Below are 23,469 nucleotides of genomic sequence, written 5' to 3' on the forward strand. Positions count from 1 at the left end.
CACCGACCTGACCGGAGAACCCTGGTGAGCCACCTGAGCGCCCTGCGCCGTCGACCCGTCCCCGCCCGTGCGACGAGCGCCCTCGGCGCGGCCGTGCTGCTCGCGGCCGGGCTCGTCCCCGCCCTGCCCGCCGCCGCGGCGCCCGCCTCGATGGCCGACGGCTCCGGGGTCGTGGTGCCCGAGGGACTGACCCCCGTCGACGGTGGGGACACGGCGGAGACCGCGGCGACGATCACCTCGGGTCGCTACGTCGACAAGACCGCGGCCACCTCGCAGGAGAACATCTACAAGTTCCGGCGCACCATCGACGGCTCGGCCGTCATGTTCGGCGTCACGGTGCTGGACCCCGAGCACACGAAGCGTCGCGAGCGGCCCCGGGCGGTGCTGCTGGTGCGCAACCCCGACGGCAGCCTGGTCGTGTGCGGCCGGACGATCTACGACAAGGAGCAGCGCGCCCGGCTGATGCCCCTGTCGACGCACGCGGGGTTCTCCAACCCCAAGCCGGAGTGCGCCGAGGCGGACGAGTTCTTCCTGCTGGTGTTCAGCAACGAGGGGACCGAGCTGCCCGCCGACGTCCCCTACGAGCTCGACGTCTGGGAGGCCGCGCCCGCGACCAACCTCGACCAGCTGCCGCCGACCGGCTACGGCAGCGCCGAGGTCTACGCACCCGGCCCGCCCGAGCTGAGCGTCGAGCCCGGCACCTCCATGACCGACGCGCCGGTGCTGGCCCCCGACGACTCGGTGCACGTGGACCTGCCCCTGGGGCGGGTGTCGTGGTTCGCCGTCCCGCTGGGCTTCAACGAGGAGCTCGACGCCCTGGCCACCATCACCGACGAGGAGGGCAACAACGGCGGCGCGGGCGTGGAGATCCGCCTGGTCTCGCCCGTGGGTGGCGTGGTGAGCGTCGGCGAGCTGGACACCGACCGGCACCAGCCCACCGCCACGCTCGGCTCCGCGCCGGTCACCGTCGAGACGCACGGCTGGCTGGTCTCGCCGCGCTCACGCACCGACTACAAGCCCACCGACTACTTCGACAGCGAGGCGCCGCTGACCGCGGAGCCCGGCCTGTACTACATCGCGGTCTACGCCGGGAACGTCACCGGTGACGAGGACGCCACCCTGCCGATGACGCTGGGACCGGGCGTCAAGGGTCCGACCGGTCTCTACGAGCGGGGCAGGAAGCCCGTGTACGCCGGGACCACCACCGCACTGCCGGCACCCACGGGAGCCGAGCCGGTGGCCTACGACCCCTCCGAGGCGTCGACGTCCGGGGCCGGTGAGCCGACGGCGTCCGACCGGCAGGACGAGGGCACGAACGTCGCGGTCGTGGCCGGCCTGGCCGCAGGTGCGGCGCTGCTGGTCGTCGCCGGGGTGGTCCTGCTGGTGCGGAGCCGGCGCCGTCAGCCGACCACGAGGTAGAGCGCGACCGCGCTGAGCACCAGCGCCACGACGAAGCAGGCGATCGCGATCAGCGTCGCCGACGACCCGCCCGCGGCGGGCGCGGCGCCCCGGACCGTCGTGGCCGGCCCGTCCTGCGCGGACGGGCTCCACGACCCGGACGGCGACCCGGACGGCGGGCCCGCGGGCGCGCCGTACGACGCAGCGCCGTGAGCGGGAGCGCCGTGGGCCGGGGCGCCCGAGGGCGCGCCGGACGGAGCCCCGGAGGTGGGCGCGGGGGAGTGGGCGGGGACCGCGACGTCACCGAGCTGGTCGAAGACCTCGGGCGGCTCGGGGTCGTCCTGCCACGGCGCCCCCGGGGGCACGCCGAGCCGGCGCAGGTAGTCGAGGGCGGCCGACGCCGACGGGGGCCGCTGCTCGACGTCGGCGCTGGTCATCGCGTCGAGCAGCGGCTTGAGCACGCCGGGCGGGGCGCCCTGCTGCTGGCGCGGGGAGAGGCCGGTGAGCATCTGGATGGCGACCACGCCGGTGGCGTAGAGGTCCTGCCGCGGGTCGGGCGCCGCGCCGCGGACCTGCTCGGGCGCCATGTAGCCGTCGGTGCCGATGGCCCCCGGGAAGCGGGTGAGCCGCACGTCGTCGACGAGCGCGGCGACGCCGAAGTCACCCACCCGCACGACCGGCCGGCGGGTGCCGGTGGCCTCGAGCAGCAGGTTGGCCGGCTTGATGTCGCGGTGGACCACGCCCGCGCCGTGGATCGCCTCCAGCGCCTGGAGCGTCTGGTCCAGCACGACCGCGACGTAGCTCTCGGGGAGCGGGCCGTGGTCGCCGAGCAGTGTCTGCACCGACCCGCCACGGACCAGGTCCATGGTGAAGACCACCAGGTTGTCCTCGGCGGCCCAGCCGCTGGGCGCGACCACGTGGGGGTGCTGGATGCGGACCGACTGCTCGCGCACGAAGCGCAGCAGCATGCCGCCGTCGTGCTGCCCGAGGACCTTGGCCGCGACGAAGCGGCCGGTGCGCAGGTCCCACGCGCGCCAGACCGAGCCCATGCCGCCGGCGCCGATCTGGTCGACGAGCACGTAGCGGCCGGCCAGGGGCGGGGGCGGTGCCTGCGAGGGTGCCTGCGAGGGTGCCTGGGAGGGCGCCTGCGACGCGGTGGGGCTCGACGGGTGGCCCGGCTGGGGACTGCTGCTCTCGGTCATCGCGGGGGACGATACCCAGCGGGCGGCGGGTTCACTCCGGCGCCGGGGCAGGGATTTCGGCCCGCGGGATCGCCGCTGTTAGCCTTGGGCGTTCTCCGTGTCGACGCCCACCGACGGGCCGAGCGCGGAGCACCCCCACCCGACGTACGTCACCGGTGGGGAACGCAACGCCCTCCTGCCACGGAGAGACCGTGGCCGCCGAGTCCAGAGGAGGTGGAGACCGCTTTGCGTGCCTATGAAGTCATGGTCATCCTCGACCCCAGCATCGAAGAGCGCACCGTCGAGACGTCTCTCGACAAGTACCTCAACGTCATCCGCAAGGATGGCGGCAGCATCGAGTCCGTCGACGTCTGGGGACGTCGCCGCCTCGCCTACGAGGTCAAGAAGAACGCCGAGGGCATCTACGCCGTCATCACGCTGAACGCCGAGCCCGCCACGGTCAAGGAGTTCGACCGTCAGCTCGGCCTCAACGAGTCGATCCTCCGCACGAAGGTCATGCGCCCCGACGCTCACTGAGCGTCGATTGTGGAGGAAACCTTCCGCCTGTCGGTGCCAGCGGCAACGATGGGCGCGAATCGATCAACGGCTTGATCAGAACTAGCTAGGAGACCGCATGGCAGGCGAGACCGTCATCACGGTGGTCGGCAACCTCGTCGACGACCCGGAGCTGCGCTTCACCCCCTCGGGGGCGGCCGTGGCGAACTTCCGGATCGCGTCGACGCCGCGCACCTTCGACCGACAGGCCAACGAGTGGAAGGACGGCGACGCGCTGTTCCTCAGCTGCTCGGTCTGGCGGCAGGCCGCGGAGAACGTCGCCGAGTCCCTGCAGCGCGGCATGCGTGTCGTCGTGCAGGGTCGCCTCAAGCAGCGCTCCTACGAGACCCGCGAGGGTGAGAAGCGCACCGTCGTCGAGCTCGAGGTCGACGAGGTGGGCCCCTCCCTGGCGTTCGCCACCGCGAAGGTCACCCGTGCCTCCCGTCAGGGCGGCGGCGGGGGTTACTCCGGCGGCGGCCAGGGCGGCCAGGGCGGTCAGTCCCGGCCGCAGTCCGGCGGCAACGACCCGTGGGCGACCCCGGCTCCCCAGTCGGGTGGCCAGTCGGGTGGCCAGGGCGGCCAGTCGGGCGGCGGCTACGGCGGCGGTCAGCCCCAGGGCAACGACCCCTGGGGTGCGCCCGGCGTCGGCTCGGACGAGCCCCCCTTCTGATCCAGCACCATCCCAACCGAATCCCTCAACCATTCCGGCGTCAGCCGGGCTTCTAGAAAGGAAGCACCACAATGGCCAAGGCAGTGATTCGCAAGCCCAAGAAGAAGGTTTGCCAGTTCTGCAAGGAGAAGGCGACCGGTGTCGACTACAAGGACACCGCGCTGCTCCGCAAGTTCATCTCCGACCGCGGCAAGATCCGCGCGCGTCGGGTGACCGGCAACTGCGTCCAGCACCAGCGCGACGTGGCGATCGCGGTCAAGAACGCCCGCGAGCTCGCCCTGCTGCCCTACACGTCCACCGGTCGCTGAGAGGAGCCAGTCAGATGAAGCTCATCCTCACCCAGGAGGTCACCGGCCTCGGTGCCCCCGGCGACATCGTCGAGGTCAAGGACGGCTACGGCCGCAACTACCTGGTCCCGCGTGGCGTCGCCATCCGCTGGACCCGCGGTGCCGAGAAGACCGTCGAGTCGATCAAGGCCGCGCGCGCCTCGCGTGCCGTCCGCGACCACGACCACGCCGCGCAGATCAAGGGCAAGCTCGAGGCCCAGACGGTCGCCGTCAAGGTCCGGGCCGGCGAGGGCGGTCGCCTGTTCGGCGCCGTCACCGTCGCCGAGATCGCCGGCGCGCTCACCGAGGCGTCGGGCGAGCAGGTCGACAAGCGCACGATCGTGGTCGAGAACCCGATCAAGTCGCTCGGGGCCCACGAGGTCTCGGTCAAGCTCCACGACGAGGTGTCCGCCACGGTGGCCCTCAACGTGATCCCGGCCTGACCTCACGCCCGAGCCGCATGACGCTCAGCCAGGGGCCGTTCCTCCGTCGGGAGGGACGGCCCCTGTCGTCGTCGAGCCCGCCCGGTCGGGGTCGTCGGGCAGCGCCCACGGGGCGGAGGAGTGGCGGAAGAGCAGCCAGATGAGCGCCACCGCCACGACGCCGGCGGCGAGGTAGGAGGTCGTCTCGAAGGACGCCAGCCCGCCGCCGAAGACCAGGACCGGGAGCAGGCCGACCACGACGACGGCCGTGCGCAGGAGCCGCAGCCGGCGAGCGGGTCGCGCGTCCCCGACGGCGTCGGCCGCGGCGGCCAGCGCGTGGCACAGCAGGGCCGAGAACAGCAGCTCGGGCAGGTTGGCCGCCCAGCCCAGCGACGCGTCCGCGTCGTAGAGAGCGTCGGTGACCGCCGGGAACCAGACGACCGCGGAGACGGCCCCGGCCAGGGCCGCGAGGCCGCGGAGCGGGCCGAGGTGGGGCACGCCGTCGGGCAGCGCGCGCACCCCGAGCACCACCAGCAGCCAGCCGACCGGGTCGGCCAGGGCGTCGTACCCGCCGAAGCGGGCCGAGAGCACCACGATGAGCAGCCCCATCGCGATCGACTGGAGCGGCTTCATGGGGTCAACCTACGCAGCCGGGGTCGGCGGCGAGGAGGCGGCCGTCGGGCCGACCCCGGTCACCAGCCAGTCGTCGCGCCGCTCCCTGCGGACGAGCACCACCAGGCGCGCGCCCATGAACAGGCCGGCGAATGCCACCCAGATCGCGACCAGGCCGGCCGAGCCCTGCGCCAGCGCCAGCACCACCGGGGCGTAGACCACGAGGGTGACCAGGCCGGCCCGGGCGAGGTAGCGGCCGTCACCCGCGCCGATCAGCACCCCGTCCAGCACGAACACGACCCCGGCGACGGGTTGGCCGAGCGCGGCGACGACCAGCACCGGCACCAGCTGGTCGCGGACAGCGGCGTCGTCGGTGAACAGGGCGCCCAGCAGGGGGCTGGCGAGGGCGAGCAGGACCCCGGTCACGACGCCCGCGCGCAGCCCCCAGGTGACCATCCGCCGGGTGACGGCGCGGGTTCCCGGTGCGTCGCCGGCGCCGAGGTGGCGCCCGGTGATCGCCTGCGCGGCGATGGCGATCGCGTCGAGCACGAAGGCGAGGAACGACCAGATCGTCATCGCCAGCTGGTGGGTGGCCAGCTCGACCTGCTGGTCGCGGCCGCCCGCGGCGCCGAGCGTCACGGCGTACGTCGTGACCAGCAGCGCCGCGCGCAGGGTGAGGGTCCGGACCACGAGCGCGACCCCGGCGTGCGCGGCCGCCCGGATGCCGGCGAGGTCGGGGCGCAGGGGTGCCTGCTCGCGCCGGGCGGCGCGGACCACGACCAGCAGCAGCGCGGCGGCGCTGGCAACCTGGGCGAGGACCGACCCGAGCGCGGACCCGGCGATGCCCAAGTGCGGGAGCGGCCCGGGTCCGAAGACGAGGAGCAGGTTGAGCACGACGTTGAGGGCGTTACCGGCCACCGCGACCACGAGCGGGCTCCGGGTGTCCTGGAGGCCGCGCAGCACGCCGGTGGTGGCCAGCATGACCAGCAACGGGGTGGTGCCGAGGAAGGCGATCCGCAGGTAGGTGGTGGCCGCGTCGCTCACCTCGGGCGCGGCACCGAAGAGGCCGACCAGCGGTCCTGCGAGCACGACGCCCGCGAGCGTGGTCAGCGCGCCGATGCCCACCGCCAGCCAGACCCCGTCGATGCCCTGCGCGAGGGCGCCCCGCAGGTCGCCGGCCCCGAGGTGGCGGGCCACCGAGGCCGTCGTGCCGTAGGCCAGGAAGACGCACAGCCCGACCGCGGTCTGGATCACGGCACCGGCGAGGCCCAGGCCGGCCAGCTCCGTGGTGCCGAGGTGGCCCACGATCGCGGCGTCGGCGAGCAGGAAGAGCGGCTCGGCCACCAGCGCCAGGAAGGCCGGGACGGCGAGCCGCCAGATCTCGCGGTCGGTGGATGACACGGTGGTGATTCTAGTCACTGTAAGGACCACTCACGCTGTGATGCCCCCCACGAAGGCTAGCCCGCCAACCCCTGTGGGTAACTATGCCCCATCTGTGGGAATCCCGGGGTTCGGGTGCTTTGTCGACATAGCCGAGGGGGGTCGAAGAGGTGTCCGGAGGGTGAACGAACAGATCTTTCAGGTATTTTCCATCCACACCTGTGGGAATGCGTTTTCGCAGGTCAGGAGCTCTTTCGTCGGATTGGCTCCCCAGTTGTCCACAGGTTGCTCCCCAGCTGGTGCACAACTCGCCGCGTGTCGTCCACGACCTTCGGCCTGTTATCCCCAGGACCTGTGGACAACGGGCTTTCACCGGGCTGCCCCGCCGACGTACGGTCCGGGGGTCGCCCGGGCCCCGGGAACCGCCCCGGGGGCCTCGCAGGCGTCCTCGATCGCCCCGTTGTCGGCACCCGTCCCTACCGTGGTCGGTGCCGCGCCCGGGGGCGCGCGGAGCCGGCGCGACGGCGGCGGGCCGGACGGTGCCGGGACGAGAAGACGAGTGCAGGAGGCCCAGGGTGAGCACGACGGGGCAGGAGTTCCGGGAACACGGCTCCGCCAGCCAGTTCGACGGAGGGCTCGCGGAGTCTCCGCTCGACGAGTGGGGCGACGGCCCGGCGCCGTACGCGCCCGGCGAGCGGCCCAGCCGTCCCGGTGACCGCACCCCGCCGCAGGACATGGCCGCCGAGCAGTCCGTGCTCGGCTCGATGCTGCTGTCCAAGGACGCCATCGCCGACGTCGCCGAGGTGCTGCGCGGCACCGACTTCTACCGTCCCTCGCACGAGACGATCCACGAGGCGATCCTCGACCTCTACAGCCGCGGCGAGCCGGTCGACATGGTCACCGTCGCGGCCGAGCTCCAGCGTCGCGGCGAGCTGCAGCGGATCGGCGGGGCGCCGTACCTCCACACGCTGTCGGCCAACGTGCCGATCGCGGCGAACGCCGGCTACTACGCCGAGATCGTCCGCGAGAAGTCGATCCTGCGCAAGCTCGTCGACGCCGGCACCAAGATCGTCCAGATCGGCTACGCCGGCGAGGGCCAGATCGACGACGTGGTCGACCAGGCGCAGGCCGAGGTCTACAAGATCGCGGACAAGCGCACGGGCGAGGACTACGCCCCGCTGTCCGACATCATGGACGGCGTCCTCGACGAGATCGAGGCGATCAGCAACCGCGAGGCGGGCCTGTACGGCGTGCCGACCGGTTTCGCCGACCTCGACGACCTGACCAACGGTCTGCACTCGGGCCAGATGATCATCGTCGCGGCGCGTCCTGCCATGGGGAAGTCGACCCTCGCCCTCGACTTCTGTCGGGCCGCCTCGATCCACAACAACCTGACGAGCGCCTTCTTCAGCCTGGAGATGACGCGCTCGGAGATCACCATGCGCCTGCTGTCGGCTGAGGCGAAGGTCCCGCTGAACCACATCCGCAACGGCAACATGAACGACGACGACTGGGCCAAGCTGGCCCGCAAGATGGGCGAGGTGTCGTCGGCGCCGATGTTCATCGACGACTCGCCGAACATGACGATGATGGAGATCCGGGCCAAGGCCCGCCGGCTCAAGCAGCGCCACGACCTGCGCCTCATCGTCATCGACTACCTCCAGCTGATGAGCTCGGGCAAGAAGGTCGAGTCGCGCCAGCTCGAGGTCTCGGAGTTCTCCCGACAGATCAAGCTGCTCGCCAAGGAGCTCGAGATCCCGATCATCGCGCTCTCCCAGCTCAACCGTGGCGCCGAGCAGCGCGCGGACAAGCGGCCGATGGTCTCCGACCTGCGCGAGTCGGGATCGATCGAGCAGGACGCCGACATGGTGATCCTGCTGCACCGCGACGACGTCTACGAGAAGGAGTCCACCCGCCCCGGCGAGGCGGACGTGATCGTGGCCAAGCACCGCAACGGCCCGACCCGGGACCTGGTGGTCGCCTTCCAGGGCCACTACTCGCGCTTCGTCGACATGGCGCACTAGCCCTGTCGTTGCCGATGCAGGTGTGGCGCCGGGGACCACGGTCATCGCTCGTGGGTACGGGCCGCCGCCATGGTCGTGGCAGCGGGCCGTCACCCGTGTCGCACCAGGTCAGAGACAGCCGCTGCCGGCACCAATCGTGGTCAGCCCGGTGAGGTCACCGTTGCCGAACAGGTGGTTGGTGGAGCTCACCGCGCCGTACATGACCTCTTCGGCGCCGCCCGCGTGGCCCAGCCCCAGCGAGTGCATCGTTTCGTGCTCCATCACCTGACCCCAGGTGGGGGAGCCGGTGGAGTCGTAGCCGGGGCGCAGCGAGGCTTGGTCGTCGAGGACCACGTAGCCGCGAGACATGCGGTAGGCCACGTCGCTGTCGTAGACGCTCTGGCCGGACCCGCCGCCGATCCCGACCACGCTGCCGGACAGTTGACCCACGACCGATGAGTCCGACCAGCCGACCGCAATGTCCACGCCGGTCGGGAAAGTGCCGCCGGTGTAGTGCACGTAGTCAGTGGTGCCTACGTACTTGAAGTGCAGCCCGGTGCGGCCCGCGATCCGCGCGAAGGCACGCTTCATGTCATCGAGGGAGCCGGTGTACGCGTTGGCCGGGTTGTAGGCCCACCGGATGGTCGTGCACGGGTCCCATCGCGACCCACCGCCGTCGAACAGGAAGGTCCAGTCGCCGGTCTGTCCCACCGGCGCGGGGTCGTCGGCGCTGGGGTACTCCGCCGGGTCCCAGTCACCGGTCGGGTCATCGGTGGGCGGCGTGGTCGGGTCATCGGTCGGCGGGGTGGTGGTGTCGACGACCTCCACCCGGAACACCGTGGAGGCGACCGCAGGCAGCCCGGCTGCCCGGGGCGCGGTCACCCGCAGCGTGCGGGTCATCGGGGCGTCCTTCGCGCCCGCGTACAGCACGAACGTGCCTTTGCGGGTCGACATCTTGCTGGTCAGCGTTTGCCACGACCCGGCGGACCGCTCCTGCAGACGAACCGGCCGAGGCTCGCGGGCCGACCCGCCACGCAGGGTCACCACGCCGCTGACCTTGACCCGCTGCCCGATCTCGACGTTCTCGGGAGCCGACGCCGAGAGCAGGCTCTTGCGGGTGACCCGGACTCCCTCGTCGGAGAACTCCAGCGTCTGCGGAAGTGCCGAAGCCACCGCACTGCCGGCGTTGCCGATGGGGGCAGGCGTTGGCTGCGAGTCGTGGGCGGGGGCGGTTGCGGTGACCACACCAGAGGCGACGAGCAGTGCAGCGGTGACCGACCCCGAGAACGTTCCAACCTTCGGGCAAGTGCCGGACGTCGTCATGCGGGTTCCTCCGAGCAGTGAGCAGGCAGCGACCAGGACCCGCGAGTCCGGCACGGCGAACAGATTCAGCGGGCAACAGAACTATCGACACTGCGGGCACCCGGGTTTAGGGGACGGAAACCCCGGTCAGGGCGGCCCAATCAATGGGTGCCGTGCCCGGGACGTGGCACGATCGTGAGGTGACGAGCAGCCCCGTCGACCCGCAGCGCCTGCGCGACCTCGCGCTGCTCCGCCGCGTCCGCGACCGGATGGACCGGGAGTACGCGCAGCCGCTGGACGTGGAGGCGCTCGCCCGCGGCGTGCACATGTCGGCCGGCCACCTGAGCCGGCAGTTCAGGCTCGCGTACGGCGAGTCGCCGTACGCCTACCTGATGACCCGGCGCATCGAGCGGGCGATGGCGCTGCTGCGACGCGGCGACCTGAGCGTCACCGAGGTCTGCTTCGAGGTCGGCTGCTCCTCGCTGGGCACGTTCAGCACCCGGTTCACCGAGCTGGTCGGGATGTCACCGAGCGCCTACCGGGCCCGGATGGCCCCGGCCACGAGCGAGATGCCGGCGTGCGTCTCGAAGCAGGTCACCAGACCGGTCAGGAATCGAGAAGCACAGGAGCCGGCGCGCAACTAGCGTGATCGGCATGGACATCACCATTCACAACGCCTTCCTGCCGCACGACGACGGCGAGGCAGCGCTCGGCTTCTACCGCGACCTGCTCGGCTTCGAGCTGCGCAACGACGTCGGCTACAACGGGATGCGCTGGCTCACCGTCGGCCACCCCGACCAGCCCGGCACGTCGCTCGTGCTGCACCCACCGGCCGCCGACCCCGGCGTCACCGACGAGGAGCGCCGGACCATCACCGAGATGATGGCCAAGGGGACCTACGCGATCCTCACCCTCGCCACCCCCGACCTCGACGCGACCTTCGCGGCGCTGGAGGCCGGCGGTGCCGACATCGTCCAGGAGCCGATCGACCAGCCGTACGGCATCCGCGACTGCGCCGTCCGGGACCCGGCCGGCAACCTGATCCGGATCAACGAGGTCCACTGAGACCGACGCCGCGAGCCGCGGCCCGACAAGGGGGAGCACCATGACGCACGTCGCCGACACCCACGACCTGATCCGCGTGCACGGCGCGCGCGTCAACAACCTCAAGGACGTGAGCGTCGAGATCCCGAAGCGGCGGCTGACCGCGTTCACCGGGGTGTCCGGCTCGGGCAAGAGCTCCCTGGTCTTCGCGACGATCGCCGCCGAGTCGCAGCGGATGATCAACGAGACCTACAGCGCGTTCGTGCAGGGCTTCATGCCGAGCCTGGCCCGCCCCGAGGTCGACCTCCTCGAGGGGCTGACGACGGCGATCATCGTCGACCAGGAGCGCCTCGGCGCAAACCCCCGCTCGACCGTCGGCACCGCCACCGACGCCAACGCGATGCTGCGCATCCTCTTCAGCCGCCTCGGAGAGCCCTACGTCGGCCCGCCGACCGCGTTCTCCTTCAACGTGCCGACGCGCAGGGCGAGCGGCGTGATGTCGACCGACAAGGGCGGGCGCGTGGAGAGGAGCGTGGTCCGCGGCGCGGTCTACCTCGGCGGCATGTGCCCGCGGTGCGAGGGGATGGGCAACGTCAGCGACATCGATCTCACCGCGCTGTACGACGAGTCGAAGTCGCTGCGCGAGGGGGCGCTGACGATCCCGGGCTACTCGATGGAGGGGTGGTACGGCCGGCTCTTCGAGGGCGTCGGGCTGCCGATGGACAAGCCGATCGCGGCGTTCACCAAGAAGCAGCTCGAGACGATGCTCTACGCCGAGCCGACCAAGATCAAGGTCGAGGGCGTCAACCTCACCTTCGACGGGATCATCCCCAAGATCCAGAAGTCGATGCTGTCCAAGGACCCCGAGGCGATGCAGCCGCACGTGCGCCGGTTCGTCGAGCGGGCGGTGACCTTCCAGACCTGCCCCGAGTGCGACGGCACCCGGCTCACGAAGGAGGCCCTGGCCGCGAAGGTCAACGGCAAGAACATCGCCGACCTGTGCGCGATGCAGATCAGCGACCTGGCCGCCTGGGTGCGCGACCTCGAGGAGCCGTCGATCGCACCGCTGCTGGCGGGGCTGCGGCACCTGCTCGACTCGTTCGCCGAGATCGGGCTCGGCTACCTCTCGCTCGACCGACCCTCCGGCACGCTGTCGGGCGGGGAGGCCCAGCGCACCAAGATGATCCGCCACCTCGGGTCGTCGCTCACCGACGTCACCTACGTCTTCGACGAGCCCACGATCGGGCTGCACCCGCACGACATCGAGCGGATGAACCAGCTGCTGCTCCAGCTGCGCGACAAGGGCAACACGGTGCTGGTCGTCGAGCACAAGCCCGAGGCGATCGCGATCGCCGACCACGTCGTCGACCTCGGCCCGGGCGCCGGGACCGGGGGCGGCACGGTCTGCTTCGAGGGCACCGTGGAGGGGCTGCGCCGCAGCGACACCGTCACCGGCCGCCACCTCGACGACCGGGCGGCGCTCAAGGACGAGGTCCGCACGCCCACGGGCACGCTCGAGATCCGCGGCGCGGCCACCCACAACCTGCGCGACGTCGACGTCGACGTGCCGCTCGGGGTGCTGTGCGTCCTGACCGGGGTCGCCGGCTCCGGGAAGAGCTCGCTGGTGACGGGCTCGGTCCTCGGCCGCGACGGGGTCGTGTCGGTCGACCAGAGCGCGATCAAGGGCTCGCGGCGGAGCAACCCGGCGACGTACACCGGTCTGCTCGAGCCGATCCGGAAGGCCTTCGCCAAGGCCAACGGCGTCAAGCCCGCGTTGTTCAGCTCCAACTCCGAGGGCGCCTGCCCGACCTGCAACGGCGCGGGCGTGATCTTCACCGAGCTCGGCGTGATGGCGACCGTCGAGTCGCCCTGCGAGGAGTGCGAGGGCCGGCGCTTCCAGGCGTCGGTGCTGGAGTACACCCTCGGCGGCCGGGACATCAGTGAGGTGCTGGCGATGTCGGTGAGCGAGGCCGCCGCCTTCTTCGCCGACGGCGAGGCCAAGGTGCCCGCCGCCCACAAGGTCCTGGACCGGCTCACCGACGTCGGGCTCGGCTACCTCAGCCTCGGCCAGCCGCTCACCACGCTCTCCGGCGGCGAGCGCCAGCGGCTGAAGCTGGCCGCCCAGATGGCCGACAAGGGCGAGGTCTACGTCCTCGACGAGCCGACCACCGGCCTGCACCTCGCCGACGTCGAGCAGCTGCTCGGTCTGCTGGACCGGCTGGTCGACAGCGGCAGGTCGGTCGTCGTCATCGAGCACCACCAGGCCGTGATGGCGCACGCCGACTGGATCATCGACCTCGGCCCCGGCGCCGGGCACGACGGCGGCCGGGTGGTCTTCGAGGGCACGCCCGCGGCTCTCGTCGCCGACCGCTCCACCCTGACCGGCCAGCACCTCGCGGCGTACGTCGGCGGCTGAGCCGGCGCCGCCGGCGTCCTCAGTCCGCAGGGGCGGCGAGGTGCACGACCGCGTCGCCGCCGTTGACGACCGGCGCCTCGGTCCGGCCGATCACGATGCCGGCCCGGTCGGCGCGCACCAGCCGCAGCGTGCGCCCGAACGAGTCGGACAGGCTGCCCAGCCGCTCGCCGTCGGAGACGTGCTGCCCGAGCTGGGCGTCGAGGTGGAGGAAGCCGGTGTGCCGGGCCCGGACCCAGCCGCTCTGCCGGCACTCCACGCTGGGCGCCGGAGCCGGTTCGTCCACCGCGTCGATCATGCCGAGCGCGGCCAGGACCCGGCGTACGCCGTCGACCGCGGCCGTGATCGCCCACTCGTCGAAGCGCCACGCCTCGCCGCCCTCGTAGAGCAGCACCGTGGCACCCCGCTCCCGCGCCGCGTGCCGCAGCGACCCGTCCCGGATCCGGGCGTGCAGCATGACCGGGGCGGCGAACGCGGCGGCCAGCGACCGGGTGCGCTCGTCGTCGAGGTCGGCGCGCACCTGGGGCAGGTTGGTGCGCCGGTCCGAGCCGGTGTGCAGGTCGATCCCGACCTCGCACTTGGCGACGACCTCGGTCATCATCAGGTGCGCGATCCGGCTGGCCAGGGAGCCGCGGGAGGACCCCGGGAACGAGCGGTTGAGGTCGCGCCGGTCCGGCAGGTAGCGCTCGCCGGTCATCACGCCGAGGACGTTGAGGACCGGGACCGCGATCAGGGTGCCGCGCATCTCGCGGGGGGAGAGGGCCGCCAGCAGCCTGCGGACCACCTCGACGCCGACGACCTCGTCACCGTGGGTGGCTGCGTTGACCCACACCACCGGGCCGTCGTCGCGGCCGTGGATGATCCGGACCGGCAGGCCGACGTCGGCCCCGGTGATCATCCGGGTGATCGGCAGCTCCAGGTCCCGGGCGCTGCCCGCCCGGACCCGGACCGGCCCGATCGCGAACGAGTCGCGCGCCATCAACGACCCCGGTTCCGGCGGCGGACCGGCAGCGGCGGCCGGCCGCCGAGGTAGGAGCGCGCGGGGTCGACCACGAAGTCCTGGCGCAGCGCCTCGCGCCCGACCAGCATCCGGAAGCCCATCTGGTCGCGCCGCGACAGCGTCATCTCCGCGGTGACCGTGCGGCCCACCAGCAGGACGTCCATCAGCACGACGTACCGCTCGTCGGAGTGCCCCGACGAGCTGCGCACGACGCGGCGGTCGTGCACCCGGCTCTCCACGGTGGTGGCGTCCTCGCCGGAGCCCTGCCAGGGGTGGATCGAGTAGCGGACCCACGCCTCGCCGTCGCGCTCGAACCCCGTGATGTCGAAGGCGTGGAGCGCCGAGGAGCGGGCGCCGGTGTCGATCTTGGCCTTGACCCAGCTGACACCGCAGTCGGGGAGACCGACCCACTCCCGCCAGCCGGCGATGGTCTTCTCATCGGTCGTCGGCATGCACCCATCCTGTCAGCAGGCGCCTGCCCGTCGCCGCACCGCCGGTGCTTGAATGGGCGACCGGCACCCCTTCTCGGCATCCAGGACGGGCATGAAGCTAGCGATCCTCTCCCGCGCCCCGCGCGCCTACAGCACCCAGCGACTCCGGTCGGCCGCGCTGGAGCGCGGTCACACGGTCAAGGTGCTGAACACGCTGCGCTTCTCCATCGACCTCTCCGGCGAGGAGCCGGACCTGCAGTTCCGGGGCAAGCAGCTCTCGCACTACGACGCTATCCTGCCGAGGATCGGCAACTCGATCACCTACTTCGGCACCGCCGTGGTGCGGCAGTTCGAGCAGATGGACGTCTACACGCCGAACCCGGCGTACGGCATCACCAACAGCCGCGACAAGCTGCGCGCCACCCAGATCCTGTCGCGGCACAACATCCGGATGCCGGCCACCACCTTCGTGCGCGACCGCGCCGACGTGATCCCCGCGATCGAGCGGGTGGGCGGGGCGCCGGTTGTCATCAAGCTGCTCGAGGGCACCCAGGGCATCGGCGTCATCCTCGCGCCCGACCGCAAGGTCGCCGAGGCGATCATCGAGACCCTGCACAGCACCCAGCAGAACGTGCTGATCCAGCGCTTCGTCAAGGAGAGCAAGGGGCGCGACATCCGGGCGCTGGTCGTCGGCGACCGGGTGGTCGCCGCGATGCGCCGGGTCGCGCAGGGTGACGAGTTCCGGTCCAACGTGCACCGCGGCGGCTCGGTGGAGCCGGTCGCGCTGGACGAGGAGTACGAGCGGACCGCGGTGCAGGCGGCCCAGATCATGGGGCTGCGGGTCGCCGGTGTCGACATGCTCGAGGGCAACGACGGGCCGCTGGTGATGGAGGTCAACTCCTCGCCGGGCCTCGAGGGCATCGAGACCGCCACCCAGCTCGACGTGGCCGGCGCGGTCATCGACTACATCGCCAACCAGGTGGCCTTCCCGGAGATCGACGTGCGCCAGCGGCTCAGCGTCTCGACCGGGTACGGCGTCGCCGAGCTGCTGGTCCACACCGGCGCCGACCTGGTGGGGCGGAAGCTCAGCGAGTCGGGGCTCGACGAGCGCGACATCACGGTGCTGACCCTGCACCGGGGCGCCAAGGTCATCCCGAACCCGCGGCACAAGGAGGTCGTCGAGGCCGGCGACCGGCTGCTGTGCTTCGGGAAGCTCGAGGAGATGAAGTCGATGATCCCGGCGCGCCGCAAGCGCCGGGCGCGGGTCAAGAAGCTCCCCGAGCAGCCCATCCACGAGGGCTGAGCGCGGCAGGCGGGTCCAGACCGGTCGATGACTCGGGTTTCGCAGACGTAGCGCCCGGGCACGTGGGTCGTTGAACAAGGGTTCGACCTCCCCGGCGAAGGGCCACCAGCATGCGCCTCACCCTGCCCCGCACCGTCCTCGGTGCCACCGCGTCACTGCTGCTCCTGGCAGGTGGTCTCACCGTGCTCGCCAGCGCCGACGCCGCGGAGCCTGCGGAGGGGTCCGTGTCCGCGGACGGCCCCCGCAAGGTGTCGTGGACCGGGGGGCCGTTCGTCGTGCCCAACGCCACGGGCACCGCCCTGGACGCCCCGGACTGCTCCGCGCCGGACTCGTGCGACGACTTCACGCTCCACGTCGACACCCCGTCCGGCTACGGGAGCCGGCACCAGCTCAAGGTGTCGGTGGCCTGGGCGAACGCCGCCGCGGACTTCGACGTCTATTTGCTCGACACGAAGGGCCAGTCTGTGGCGACCGCGGCCTCGAGCGCCGACCCCGAGGTGGTCCTGACCGCACCCGCCGCGGGCGACTACACCGTCCGGGTGGTGCCGTTCGCGCCCGCCGGTGAGGGCTACACGGCCACCGCGAAGCTGGTCGACAAGCCCGACAACCCCGCCCCCGGCACCGGGAAGGCCCCGTCGTTCCGCAACTTCAGGGCGCCCAAGGCGCTCGCCGACGCGAACAACGCGGGTGAGCCGTCGATCGGGAACAGCTTCGCCAGCGGGGCCACGATGTACCAGGCCTACCTCTCCACCTTCAAGGTGCGCTGGAAGCAGGGGCGGGCCACCTGGACCGACGTCTCGGCGAACGCCACCAACGGGTGCCCCCAGGGCAGCACCGAGAGCCTCGACCCGATCCTCTTCACCGACCGCGCCACCGGCCGGACCTTCGAGTCGCAGCTGACCGGGGTCAACTCCTTCACCTGCTACACCGACGACGACGGCAAGACCTGGCTGCCCAGCACCGGGGGCGGCATCCCCAGCGGCGTCGACCACCAGACGCTCGGCGGCGGCTCCTACACCGCCGGCGGCCTCGGCAGCCTGCCCACGACGGACTACGACCACGCCGTCTACTACTGCAGCCAGGACATCGCGACCGCGTTCTGCGCCGCCTCCCACGACGGTGGCACGACGTTCGGCCCCGGTGTCCCGACCTACGACCTGACCCAGTGCGGGGGCCTGCACGGCCACGTGAAGGTGGCGCCGGACGGCACGGCGTACCTCCCCAACAAGGGGTGTGGCTCGAACGCCGCCGTGGCGGTCTCGCGGGACGACGGTCAGAGCTGGACCGTCCGGAAGGTTCCGTCCAGCACCGTCGGCGACTCCGACCCGTCGGTCGGGATCGGCGGCAACGGCACGGTCTACTTCGGCTACGTCGGCGCCGACGGGCGCCCCGGGGTCGCGGTGAGCCACGACCACGGCAAGACCTGGAAGCACGGCCAGCAGGTCGCGGGCGACCTCGGCGTGAAGAACGCCGTCTTCCCGGCCGTGGTGGCCGGCGCCGACGACCGCGCCGCCTTCGCCTACCTCGGCACCACGAAGGGCGGCGACTACCAGAACGCCGACACCTTCCGCGGCGTGTGGCACCTCTACGTCAGCACCACCTACGACGGGGGCCGGCACTGGGTGACGCGCGACGCCACCCCGCACGACCCGGTGCAGCGCGGGTCGCTGTGCACCGCCGGCACGACGTGCGGCGACGACCGCAACCTCCTGGACTTCATGGACATCACCCTCGACCGGCACGGCCGGGTCCTCGTGGGGTACGCCGACGGCTGCATCGACGCCTGCGTCGACCATCCGGGGAAGAACGGCCACGACGCCTACGCCACCATCGCGCGGCAGAGCGGTGGCCGCACCCTGTTCCCGAAGTACGACCCCCGGGTGAGCCAGTGAGCAGGCCCGGGCCGGCACGGGCCGCGGCGCTCGTGACCGCGCTGCTGCTCGGGCTCCCGCTGCTGGCGGCCTGCGGCGGCGACAGCGAGGCCGAGCCGGCCTCGGAGCGGGCGCGCGAGCAGGCGGCCGAGCACGAGATGGAGGGCGCGGCCGACCGGTCGACCTGCCGGGCCGACGCGGAGGCCGTCGACACGCCGTACGCCGACGGGTTCCCCGAGGACTGGGTGTTCCCGCCGCAGACCACGGTCTACGACGTGGAGGACCGCGGCGAGACCGGCATCATCGTCACCGGCGTCTCCTCGGCGCCGTTCGCCGACATCCTCCACTTCCTCAACCACGACGCGGTGGACGCCGGGTTCGCGGTCACGGAGGGCGAGACGGAGGAGCACGACGCGGAGGCGAGCTGGAAGTCCGGCGACCAGGTCGGCCGGTGGGCGATCCGCGAGTCCGCGGACTGCCCGGGCGAGACGGTCGTGCAGGTCTTCGCCGCCGGCTGAGCGGGGCGGGAATAGCGGCGCGCCCGTGACGGCTGCCCAGACATGGAGCTGTCCGACGCACTGGTGCTGGCGCGAGCCAACCGCGAAGCAGTCCTCACCACGATCCGCGGCAACGGCCTGCCCCAGCTGTCCAACGTGCTGCAGGCGGTGGGTGAGGACGGGCTGATCCGGATCTCGACCACCGCCGACCGGGCCAAGGCGAGGAACCTGGCCCGCCGGCCCTGGGCCGCGGTGCACGTAAACGGCGACACCTTCTTCTCCTATGCGGTGCTCGAGGGCGACGCCGAGCTGTCCCCGGTCGCCGAGCGCCCTGGCGACGCCACCGTGGAGGAGCTGGTCGAGCTCTACCGCGCGCTCGTGGGGGAGCACGACGACTGGGCGGCGTACCGCGAGGCGATGGTCGAGGAGCGGCGCCTGGTGGTGCGGATCCGGCCGACCCGGGCCTACGGGATGGCCAGGCTGCCGCGCACCAGCGGCACCTGAGCCGGGCCGCGACGCGTCACGGGCGGTCGACCCGCCCGCGCGCGCTGCTAGCGTCGAGCCCGATCTCGGGACGAACGGAGCACCAGCCATGACGCAGGCCGACTCGGTGGCCACCACGCAGACCCAGGAGCGCGGCCTCGCCCGCTTCGCCCAGCGCTCGGCGGCATGGACGGAACGCTGGTTCCCCGACGCCTACGTCTTCGCCCTGATCGGCGTCGTGGTCGTCTCGGTCGCGGCCCTCGTCAACGGGGCCAGCCCGAAGGTCGTGGTCGGCACCTTCGGCGACGGGTTCTGGGACCTGACCGCCTTCACCCTGCAGATGGCGATGGTGGTGCTCACCGGCTACGTCGTCGCCTCGTCCCCGCCGGTCGCGCGGATCATCGAGCGGATCGCGACCGTGCCGTCCACGCCGCGGGGCGCGGTCGCGTTCGTCGCGCTGGTCTCGTGCCTGGTCTCGATGCTCAACTGGGGCCTGTCCCTGGTCTTCAGCGGGCTGCTGGCGCGCGCGATCGCCCGGCGTACCGACCTCCGCGCGGACTACCGCGCGCTCGGCGCCGCGGCGTACCTCGGCCTGGGCGCCGTGTGGGCGCTGGGCCTGTCCTCCTCGGCGGCACAGCTGCAGGCGACCCCGGCCTCGCTGCCGCCGGAGCTGCTCGAGATCACCGGGGTCCTCGACTTCGGCAGGACCATCCTGACCTGGCAGTCGCTGACCATGGCGGCGGTCCTGATCGCGCTGTCGGTCGGCGTCGCCTGGGCCTCGGCGCCGCAGGGCGCGTCGGTGCGCACCGCCGAGGACATGGACGTCGACCTCGACGACACCGTCGCGCCCGCCGCGCCGCGTACCCGCCCGGGTGAGTGGCTGGAGCACTCTCCGATCCTGCCGGCGCTGATCGGCCTGCTCGCCTTCGGCTGGCTGGTGCTCCAGCTCGCCACGCTGCCGGTGCTGAGCGTGCTGAGCAACCTCAACGGCTACCTGCTGATCTTCCTGGTGCTCGGGCTGATGCTGCACGGCACCCCGCGCAGCTTCCTCGACGCCACGGCCAAGGCGGTGCCGGCCACCGCAGGCGTGCTCGTGCAGTTCCCGCTGTACGCCGCGATGTCCGCCGTGCTGACCCGCGCCGCCGGCCACGACGGTCTCACCGTCTCCCAGCACCTCGCCAACCTGTTCACCGACCTCGGCGGCGGGGGCGCGTTCGCGGTCGTGATCGCGGTCTATACCGCGCTGCTCGGGCTGCTGGTCCCCTCCGGTGGCGGCAAGTGGCTGGTGGAGGCGCCGTACGTCATGCAGTCGGCCACCGACGTGCACATGAACCTCGGCTGGACGGTGCAGATCTACAACGCCGCCGAGGCGCTGCCCAACCTGGTGAACCCGTTCTTCATGCTGCCGCTGCTCGCGGTCCTGGGCCTGCGGGCGCGCGATCTGGTCGGCTTCACGTTCCTGCAGTTCCTCTTCCACCTGCCGGTCTGCCTGCTGCTGCTCTGGCTGCTCGGCCTGACCTTCGACTTCGAGCCGCCGGTGATGCCGTGATCTGGTTCTTCCGGGTCCTGCTGCTGCTGTTCGCCGCCTTCGGGCTGCTGCTCGTCAGCAGGGGCCGGCGGATCCGGCGCCTGACCCCGGCGCTGCTGTCGACGTGGACGACCACCACGGGGGCCGTGGTGGAGGTGCTGCGCCGCAACGACCTGAGTGACATCGACCGCCTGGGACCGATGTTCTTCCACAAGCTGCGCTACGCCGACCCGTCGGGTCGCAGCCACGAGGTGTGGACGGAGACCGGGCTGCGGCACGAGCTCGCCCCGGGGACGCTGCTGCCGCTGCGGTTCAACCCGGACGACCCGGCGGAGGCGACCACGCTCGGTACCGACGGGACCAGTGGTGGGGCGGCCGGGTGCGCCCTGCTCGCAGCCGGCGTGCTGTTCTGCCTGATCGGCGGGTACGGCGTGGTGCTGACGTTGCGCTGACCGGGTCGAGCAGGCGGATACTGCCCTCATGGCCTACGACGAGGACCTCGCCGACCGGATCCGGGTGGTCCTGCAGGACGAGCCGGGAGTGACCGAGAAACGCATGTTCGGAGGCCTCGGCTTCCTCGTCGCCGGGAACCTGGCGGTCTCGGCCAGCGGCCAGGGCGGGTTGATGGTGCGGGTAGACCCGGCGGACGGGCCGTCGCTGGTCGCCGACAAGTCGGTGCACCTGGTGGTGATGCGGGGGCGCGCGATGGACGGCTGGCTGCGGGTCGACCTCGCCGGGCTGGACGGCGACGCCGCCCTGCGCCGCTGGGTCGACCGGGGCGTGGCCTTCGCCCGGTCCCTGCCCGCGAAGTGACTAGCCGGGCGGCAGGTCCGACCACGGGGTCACCGGGCGGGGGACCGCGACGCCGTCGAGCACGACGTCGAGTCGCTCGGTGAAGAAGGCGACCATCCCCTGGACGGGCACGGCGTCGTGCAGCGGGCGCTCGTAGGTCCACGCGATGTCGCGGAGCACCTGTTCCCCGGCCCGCGCCGACCAGTACGACGCCCGGCCCTTGTAGGCGCACACGGTGCGCAGGTTGCTCGGTTCCAGCAGCTCCATCGCAACGTCCTCGCGGGGCAGGTAGTAGCGCACCGGCAGCGGCGTCTCGAAGAGCAGCGTCGCCCGACGGGTGTCGGCCAGGACGACGCCGTCGACGCCGATCCGCACGTGCCGGACGCTGCGCAGGCAGTCGATGCGGTCGAACGGGTCGTGGGGGTGCCCCATCACCGGCTCGTCCTCCTCGAACCAGAGGGTGAACGCCTTCCAGTCGAGGACGACGTACCCCGCCAGGTCCGGGTCGTCGGGGGCGAACGCCGCGCCCGGGAGCTCGGCGTGCGGGGTGCGCACGGTGAGCGCGGTCCCCGGCGTCGAGTGCGCGGTGAACGGCGTGCGCGGGTCGAGCACCGGTGGTCCACCAGTGCCCGACGGCACCGGCCGCTCCTGCCCGTCGGGGCCCGTCGCCGGGGTGTGGGGGAGGAGGTCGGCCAGCACGTCCTCGCGGGGCACGGCGTACGACGGGACGACCCGCCGCGGCTCCCACACCAGTCGGGGCGCCTGCGAGTCGACGACGACGGCATCCCCCACCGTGGCCCGCACCCACTTGTGCACCGGGTGCACCCGCAGCTGCGGCAGTGCCCCCATGACGAGGTCCCGCATCCGCACGGCCATACCCGCGAGTCTGCGCCCCGACGCTCAGCGACGCCAGACCCGTTCGGAGCATCCGTGTAGGAGACTGCTGGTCGTGGACGGGCAGACGAAGAGGGACCGGGCCGTGGCCTCCGTGGTGAGCATGGGCCGGGAGGTGCAGGGCCGGATCTACCGCGCCGGCGTGTTCGGCCACCGGCCCGTCGTACCCGTCGAGCCCGCGGCGCTGGAGGCGGCGGCGGAGCGCCGGATGAGCCCGCAGGCGTGGTCGTACGTCGCGGGCAGCGCCGGCCAGCAGCGCACCGCCCGGGCCAACCTCGAGGCGTTCGACCGGCACCGGATCGTGCCGCGGATGCTCGTCGACGTGGAGGAGCGCGACACCTCCGTCGAGCTGTTCGGGCGCCGGCTGCCGGCGCCGCTGCTGCTCGCGCCCATCGGGGTGCTGGAGATGGCGCACCCGCAGGCCGAGCGCGCGGTCGCCGAGGCGGCCCGGACGCTGGGCCTGCCGATGGTCATCTCCACGCAGGGCTCGGTGCCGATGGAGGAGACCGCGGCCGCGCTGGGCGACGCGCCGCGGTGGTACCAGCTCTACTGGAGCCGGGACGACGACGTGGTGGACTCCTTCGTCGCCCGCGCCGAGGCGATCGGCAGCGACGCCATCGTGGTCACCCTCGACACGCACGTCCTCGGCTGGCGCACGCGCGACCTCGACCTGGCCTACCTGCCGTTCGCCCGGGCCGAGGGCATCGCGCAGTACACCAGCGACCCGGCGTTCCGGCGGCTGGTCGAGGAGCGGGCGCAGACCCCCTCGACCGAGCCCACCCCCCGTCCGACGCTGGCGGCGGTGCGGGCGCTGGTCTCGATGGCGCGGCACTACCCGGGCGACCTGCTCGGCAACCTGCGCTCGCCGCTGCCCCGCGCCGCGGTGGAGACCTTCCTCGACGTCTTCTCCCGGTCCTCGCTCACTTGGGCGGACCTCGCCCGGCTGCGCGAGCGCACCTCGCTGCCGATCGTGCTCAAGGGGCTGCAGGACCCCCGCGACGCGGCGCTCGCCCTCGAGCACGGGGTCGACGGGATCGTGGTCTCCAACCACGGCGGGCGCCAGGTGGACGGCGCGATCGCCTCCCTCGACGCGCTGCCCGGCATCGTGGAGGAGGTGGACGGCCGGGTGCCGGTGCTCTTCGACAGCGGGGTACGCAGCGGCGCCGACGCCTTCAAGGCGGTGGCCCTCGGGGCGAGCGCGGTGCTGGTCGGCCGGCCCTGGGTCTACGGCCTCGCGCTGGCCGGGGCCGACGGCGTACGCGCCGTGATGGAGCACGTGTGGGCCGAGCTCGACCTGACCATGGCGCTGGCCGGTGCGCGCAGCCTCGACGAGGTCACCCGCGACCTGCTGGCCTGAGACCCGT

The 23,469-nt window shown here is 72.3% G+C and carries 24 protein-coding genes; 17 read left to right on the forward strand and 7 right to left on the reverse strand.

Translation table 11 applies throughout. The annotated features are described in order from the left end of the window. Positions 1 to 24 precede the first annotated feature (24 nt). Positions 25 to 1,419 (forward strand): hypothetical protein, encoded by a 1,395-nt coding sequence (locus ACZ43H_RS19850; protein WP_464585795.1) that lies wholly within the window; start codon positions 25 to 27, stop codon positions 1,417 to 1,419. On the opposite strand, the gene ACZ43H_RS19855 is transcribed toward ACZ43H_RS19850, so the two are convergent. Further along, a complete protein-coding gene (locus ACZ43H_RS19855) occupies positions 1,401 to 2,600 on the reverse strand; it encodes a serine/threonine-protein kinase (RefSeq protein WP_464585797.1) in 1,200 nt (399 codons plus the stop codon). The genes ACZ43H_RS19850 and ACZ43H_RS19855 overlap by 19 nt on opposite strands. 225 nt (positions 2,601 to 2,825) lie before the next feature. On the opposite strand from ACZ43H_RS19855, the gene rpsF reads away from it, so the two are divergent. From rpsF to rplI, 4 genes are all read left to right on the forward strand, one after another. Continuing rightward, on the forward strand, positions 2,826 to 3,116 hold the full coding sequence (gene rpsF, locus ACZ43H_RS19860; protein WP_379182452.1) for a 30S ribosomal protein S6: 291 nt from the start codon (positions 2,826 to 2,828) through the stop codon (positions 3,114 to 3,116). A gap of 97 nt (positions 3,117 to 3,213) precedes the next feature. Then, positions 3,214 to 3,804, forward strand: a complete 591-nt coding sequence (locus ACZ43H_RS19865; protein WP_464585798.1) for a single-stranded DNA-binding protein — start codon at positions 3,214 to 3,216, stop codon at positions 3,802 to 3,804. A 71-nt stretch (positions 3,805 to 3,875) separates the two neighbouring features. Then, positions 3,876 to 4,112 (forward strand): 30S ribosomal protein S18, encoded by a 237-nt coding sequence (rpsR, locus tag ACZ43H_RS19870; RefSeq protein WP_179661957.1) that lies wholly within the window; start codon positions 3,876 to 3,878, stop codon positions 4,110 to 4,112. A gap of 14 nt (positions 4,113 to 4,126) precedes the next feature. Continuing rightward, positions 4,127 to 4,573: a 50S ribosomal protein L9 gene (gene rplI, locus ACZ43H_RS19875; protein WP_464585800.1), complete on the forward strand. Its 447-nt coding sequence runs from the start codon at positions 4,127 to 4,129 to the stop codon at positions 4,571 to 4,573. A 24-nt stretch (positions 4,574 to 4,597) separates the two neighbouring features. On the opposite strand, the gene ACZ43H_RS19880 is transcribed toward rplI, so the two are convergent. Together ACZ43H_RS19880 and ACZ43H_RS19885 are read right to left on the reverse strand one after the other, a co-directional pair. Then, on the reverse strand, positions 4,598 to 5,185 hold the full coding sequence (locus ACZ43H_RS19880) for a hypothetical protein (RefSeq protein WP_464585802.1): 588 nt from the start codon (positions 5,183 to 5,185) through the stop codon (positions 4,598 to 4,600). A gap of 9 nt (positions 5,186 to 5,194) precedes the next feature. Next, positions 5,195 to 6,565 (reverse strand): MATE family efflux transporter, encoded by a 1,371-nt coding sequence (locus ACZ43H_RS19885; protein ID WP_464585804.1) that lies wholly within the window; start codon positions 6,563 to 6,565, stop codon positions 5,195 to 5,197. Positions 6,566 to 7,278: 713 nt separating this feature from the next. Here ACZ43H_RS19885 and dnaB point away from each other — a divergent pair. Continuing rightward, positions 7,279 to 8,568 (forward strand): replicative DNA helicase, encoded by a 1,290-nt coding sequence (gene dnaB, locus ACZ43H_RS19890; protein ID WP_464590883.1) that lies wholly within the window; start codon positions 7,279 to 7,281, stop codon positions 8,566 to 8,568. A gap of 108 nt (positions 8,569 to 8,676) precedes the next feature. Here dnaB and ACZ43H_RS19895 read toward each other — a convergent pair whose 3' ends face one another. Continuing rightward, on the reverse strand, positions 8,677 to 9,870 hold the full coding sequence (locus ACZ43H_RS19895) for a zinc metalloprotease (RefSeq protein WP_464585806.1): 1,194 nt from the start codon (positions 9,868 to 9,870) through the stop codon (positions 8,677 to 8,679). A gap of 143 nt (positions 9,871 to 10,013) precedes the next feature. Here ACZ43H_RS19895 and ACZ43H_RS19900 point away from each other — a divergent pair, with 143 nt between their 5' ends. Genes ACZ43H_RS19900 through ACZ43H_RS19910 form a run of 3 tightly spaced genes read left to right on the forward strand, consistent with a single transcriptional unit; the run spans position 10,014 to position 13,309 of the window. Continuing rightward, positions 10,014 to 10,493, forward strand: a complete 480-nt coding sequence (locus ACZ43H_RS19900) for a helix-turn-helix transcriptional regulator (RefSeq protein WP_464585807.1) — start codon at positions 10,014 to 10,016, stop codon at positions 10,491 to 10,493. A gap of 10 nt (positions 10,494 to 10,503) precedes the next feature. Further along, positions 10,504 to 10,914, forward strand: coding sequence for a VOC family protein (locus ACZ43H_RS19905; protein ID WP_464585809.1), 411 nt, complete (start codon positions 10,504 to 10,506; stop codon positions 10,912 to 10,914). A 40-nt stretch (positions 10,915 to 10,954) separates the two neighbouring features. Further along, a complete protein-coding gene (locus tag ACZ43H_RS19910; protein ID WP_464585811.1) occupies positions 10,955 to 13,309 on the forward strand; it encodes an ATP-binding cassette domain-containing protein in 2,355 nt (784 codons plus the stop codon). Positions 13,310 to 13,328: 19 nt separating this feature from the next. Here the strand turns inward: ACZ43H_RS19910 and ACZ43H_RS19915 are convergent, their stop codons facing one another. Beyond that, a complete protein-coding gene (locus ACZ43H_RS19915) occupies positions 13,329 to 14,285 on the reverse strand; it encodes a succinylglutamate desuccinylase/aspartoacylase family protein (RefSeq protein WP_464585813.1) in 957 nt (318 codons plus the stop codon). Further along, positions 14,285 to 14,758, reverse strand: coding sequence for an ATP-dependent zinc protease family protein (locus ACZ43H_RS19920; protein ID WP_464585815.1), 474 nt, complete (start codon positions 14,756 to 14,758; stop codon positions 14,285 to 14,287). The genes ACZ43H_RS19915 and ACZ43H_RS19920 overlap by 1 nt, the downstream gene beginning before the upstream one ends. A 91-nt stretch (positions 14,759 to 14,849) precedes the next feature. On the opposite strand from ACZ43H_RS19920, the gene ACZ43H_RS19925 reads away from it, so the two are divergent. The 7 genes from ACZ43H_RS19925 to ACZ43H_RS19955 all read left to right on the forward strand — a co-directional run bounded on the left by ACZ43H_RS19925 (position 14,850) and on the right by ACZ43H_RS19955 (position 21,232). Continuing rightward, a complete protein-coding gene (locus ACZ43H_RS19925; protein ID WP_464585817.1) occupies positions 14,850 to 16,040 on the forward strand; it encodes a RimK family alpha-L-glutamate ligase in 1,191 nt (396 codons plus the stop codon). A gap of 110 nt (positions 16,041 to 16,150) precedes the next feature. Further along, positions 16,151 to 17,932: a sialidase family protein gene (locus ACZ43H_RS19930; RefSeq protein ID WP_464585819.1), complete on the forward strand. Its 1,782-nt coding sequence runs from the start codon at positions 16,151 to 16,153 to the stop codon at positions 17,930 to 17,932. After that, positions 17,929 to 18,429, forward strand: a complete 501-nt coding sequence (locus ACZ43H_RS19935; RefSeq protein ID WP_464585821.1) for a hypothetical protein — start codon at positions 17,929 to 17,931, stop codon at positions 18,427 to 18,429. Before ACZ43H_RS19930 ends, ACZ43H_RS19935 begins: the two co-directional genes overlap by 4 nt. 42 nt (positions 18,430 to 18,471) lie before the next feature. Continuing rightward, positions 18,472 to 18,912, forward strand: coding sequence for a PPOX class F420-dependent oxidoreductase (locus ACZ43H_RS19940; RefSeq protein WP_464585822.1), 441 nt, complete (start codon positions 18,472 to 18,474; stop codon positions 18,910 to 18,912). 88 nt (positions 18,913 to 19,000) lie between these two features. Further along, a complete protein-coding gene (locus tag ACZ43H_RS19945; protein ID WP_464585824.1) occupies positions 19,001 to 20,440 on the forward strand; it encodes a short-chain fatty acid transporter in 1,440 nt (479 codons plus the stop codon). Then, on the forward strand, positions 20,437 to 20,871 hold the full coding sequence (locus ACZ43H_RS19950) for a hypothetical protein (protein ID WP_464585826.1): 435 nt from the start codon (positions 20,437 to 20,439) through the stop codon (positions 20,869 to 20,871). The genes ACZ43H_RS19945 and ACZ43H_RS19950 overlap by 4 nt, the downstream gene beginning before the upstream one ends. Before the next feature lie 28 nt (positions 20,872 to 20,899). After that, positions 20,900 to 21,232: a TfoX/Sxy family protein gene (locus tag ACZ43H_RS19955; protein ID WP_464585828.1), complete on the forward strand. Its 333-nt coding sequence runs from the start codon at positions 20,900 to 20,902 to the stop codon at positions 21,230 to 21,232. Here the strand turns inward: ACZ43H_RS19955 and ACZ43H_RS19960 are convergent, their stop codons facing one another. Beyond that, positions 21,233 to 22,087 carry a DUF427 domain-containing protein gene (locus ACZ43H_RS19960; RefSeq protein ID WP_464585830.1) on the reverse strand — a complete coding sequence of 285 codons (855 nt, stop codon included), beginning with the start codon at positions 22,085 to 22,087 and terminating at the stop codon, positions 21,233 to 21,235. A gap of 73 nt (positions 22,088 to 22,160) precedes the next feature. Between ACZ43H_RS19960 and ACZ43H_RS19965 the strand changes: the two genes are divergently transcribed. Then, complete coding sequence (locus ACZ43H_RS19965; protein WP_464585831.1) at positions 22,161 to 23,462, forward strand: alpha-hydroxy-acid oxidizing protein; 1,302 nt, start codon at positions 22,161 to 22,163, stop codon at positions 23,460 to 23,462. The last annotated feature ends 7 nt before the right edge of the window (positions 23,463 to 23,469 follow it).

Source organism: Nocardioides sp. DN36 (assembly GCF_055380375.1).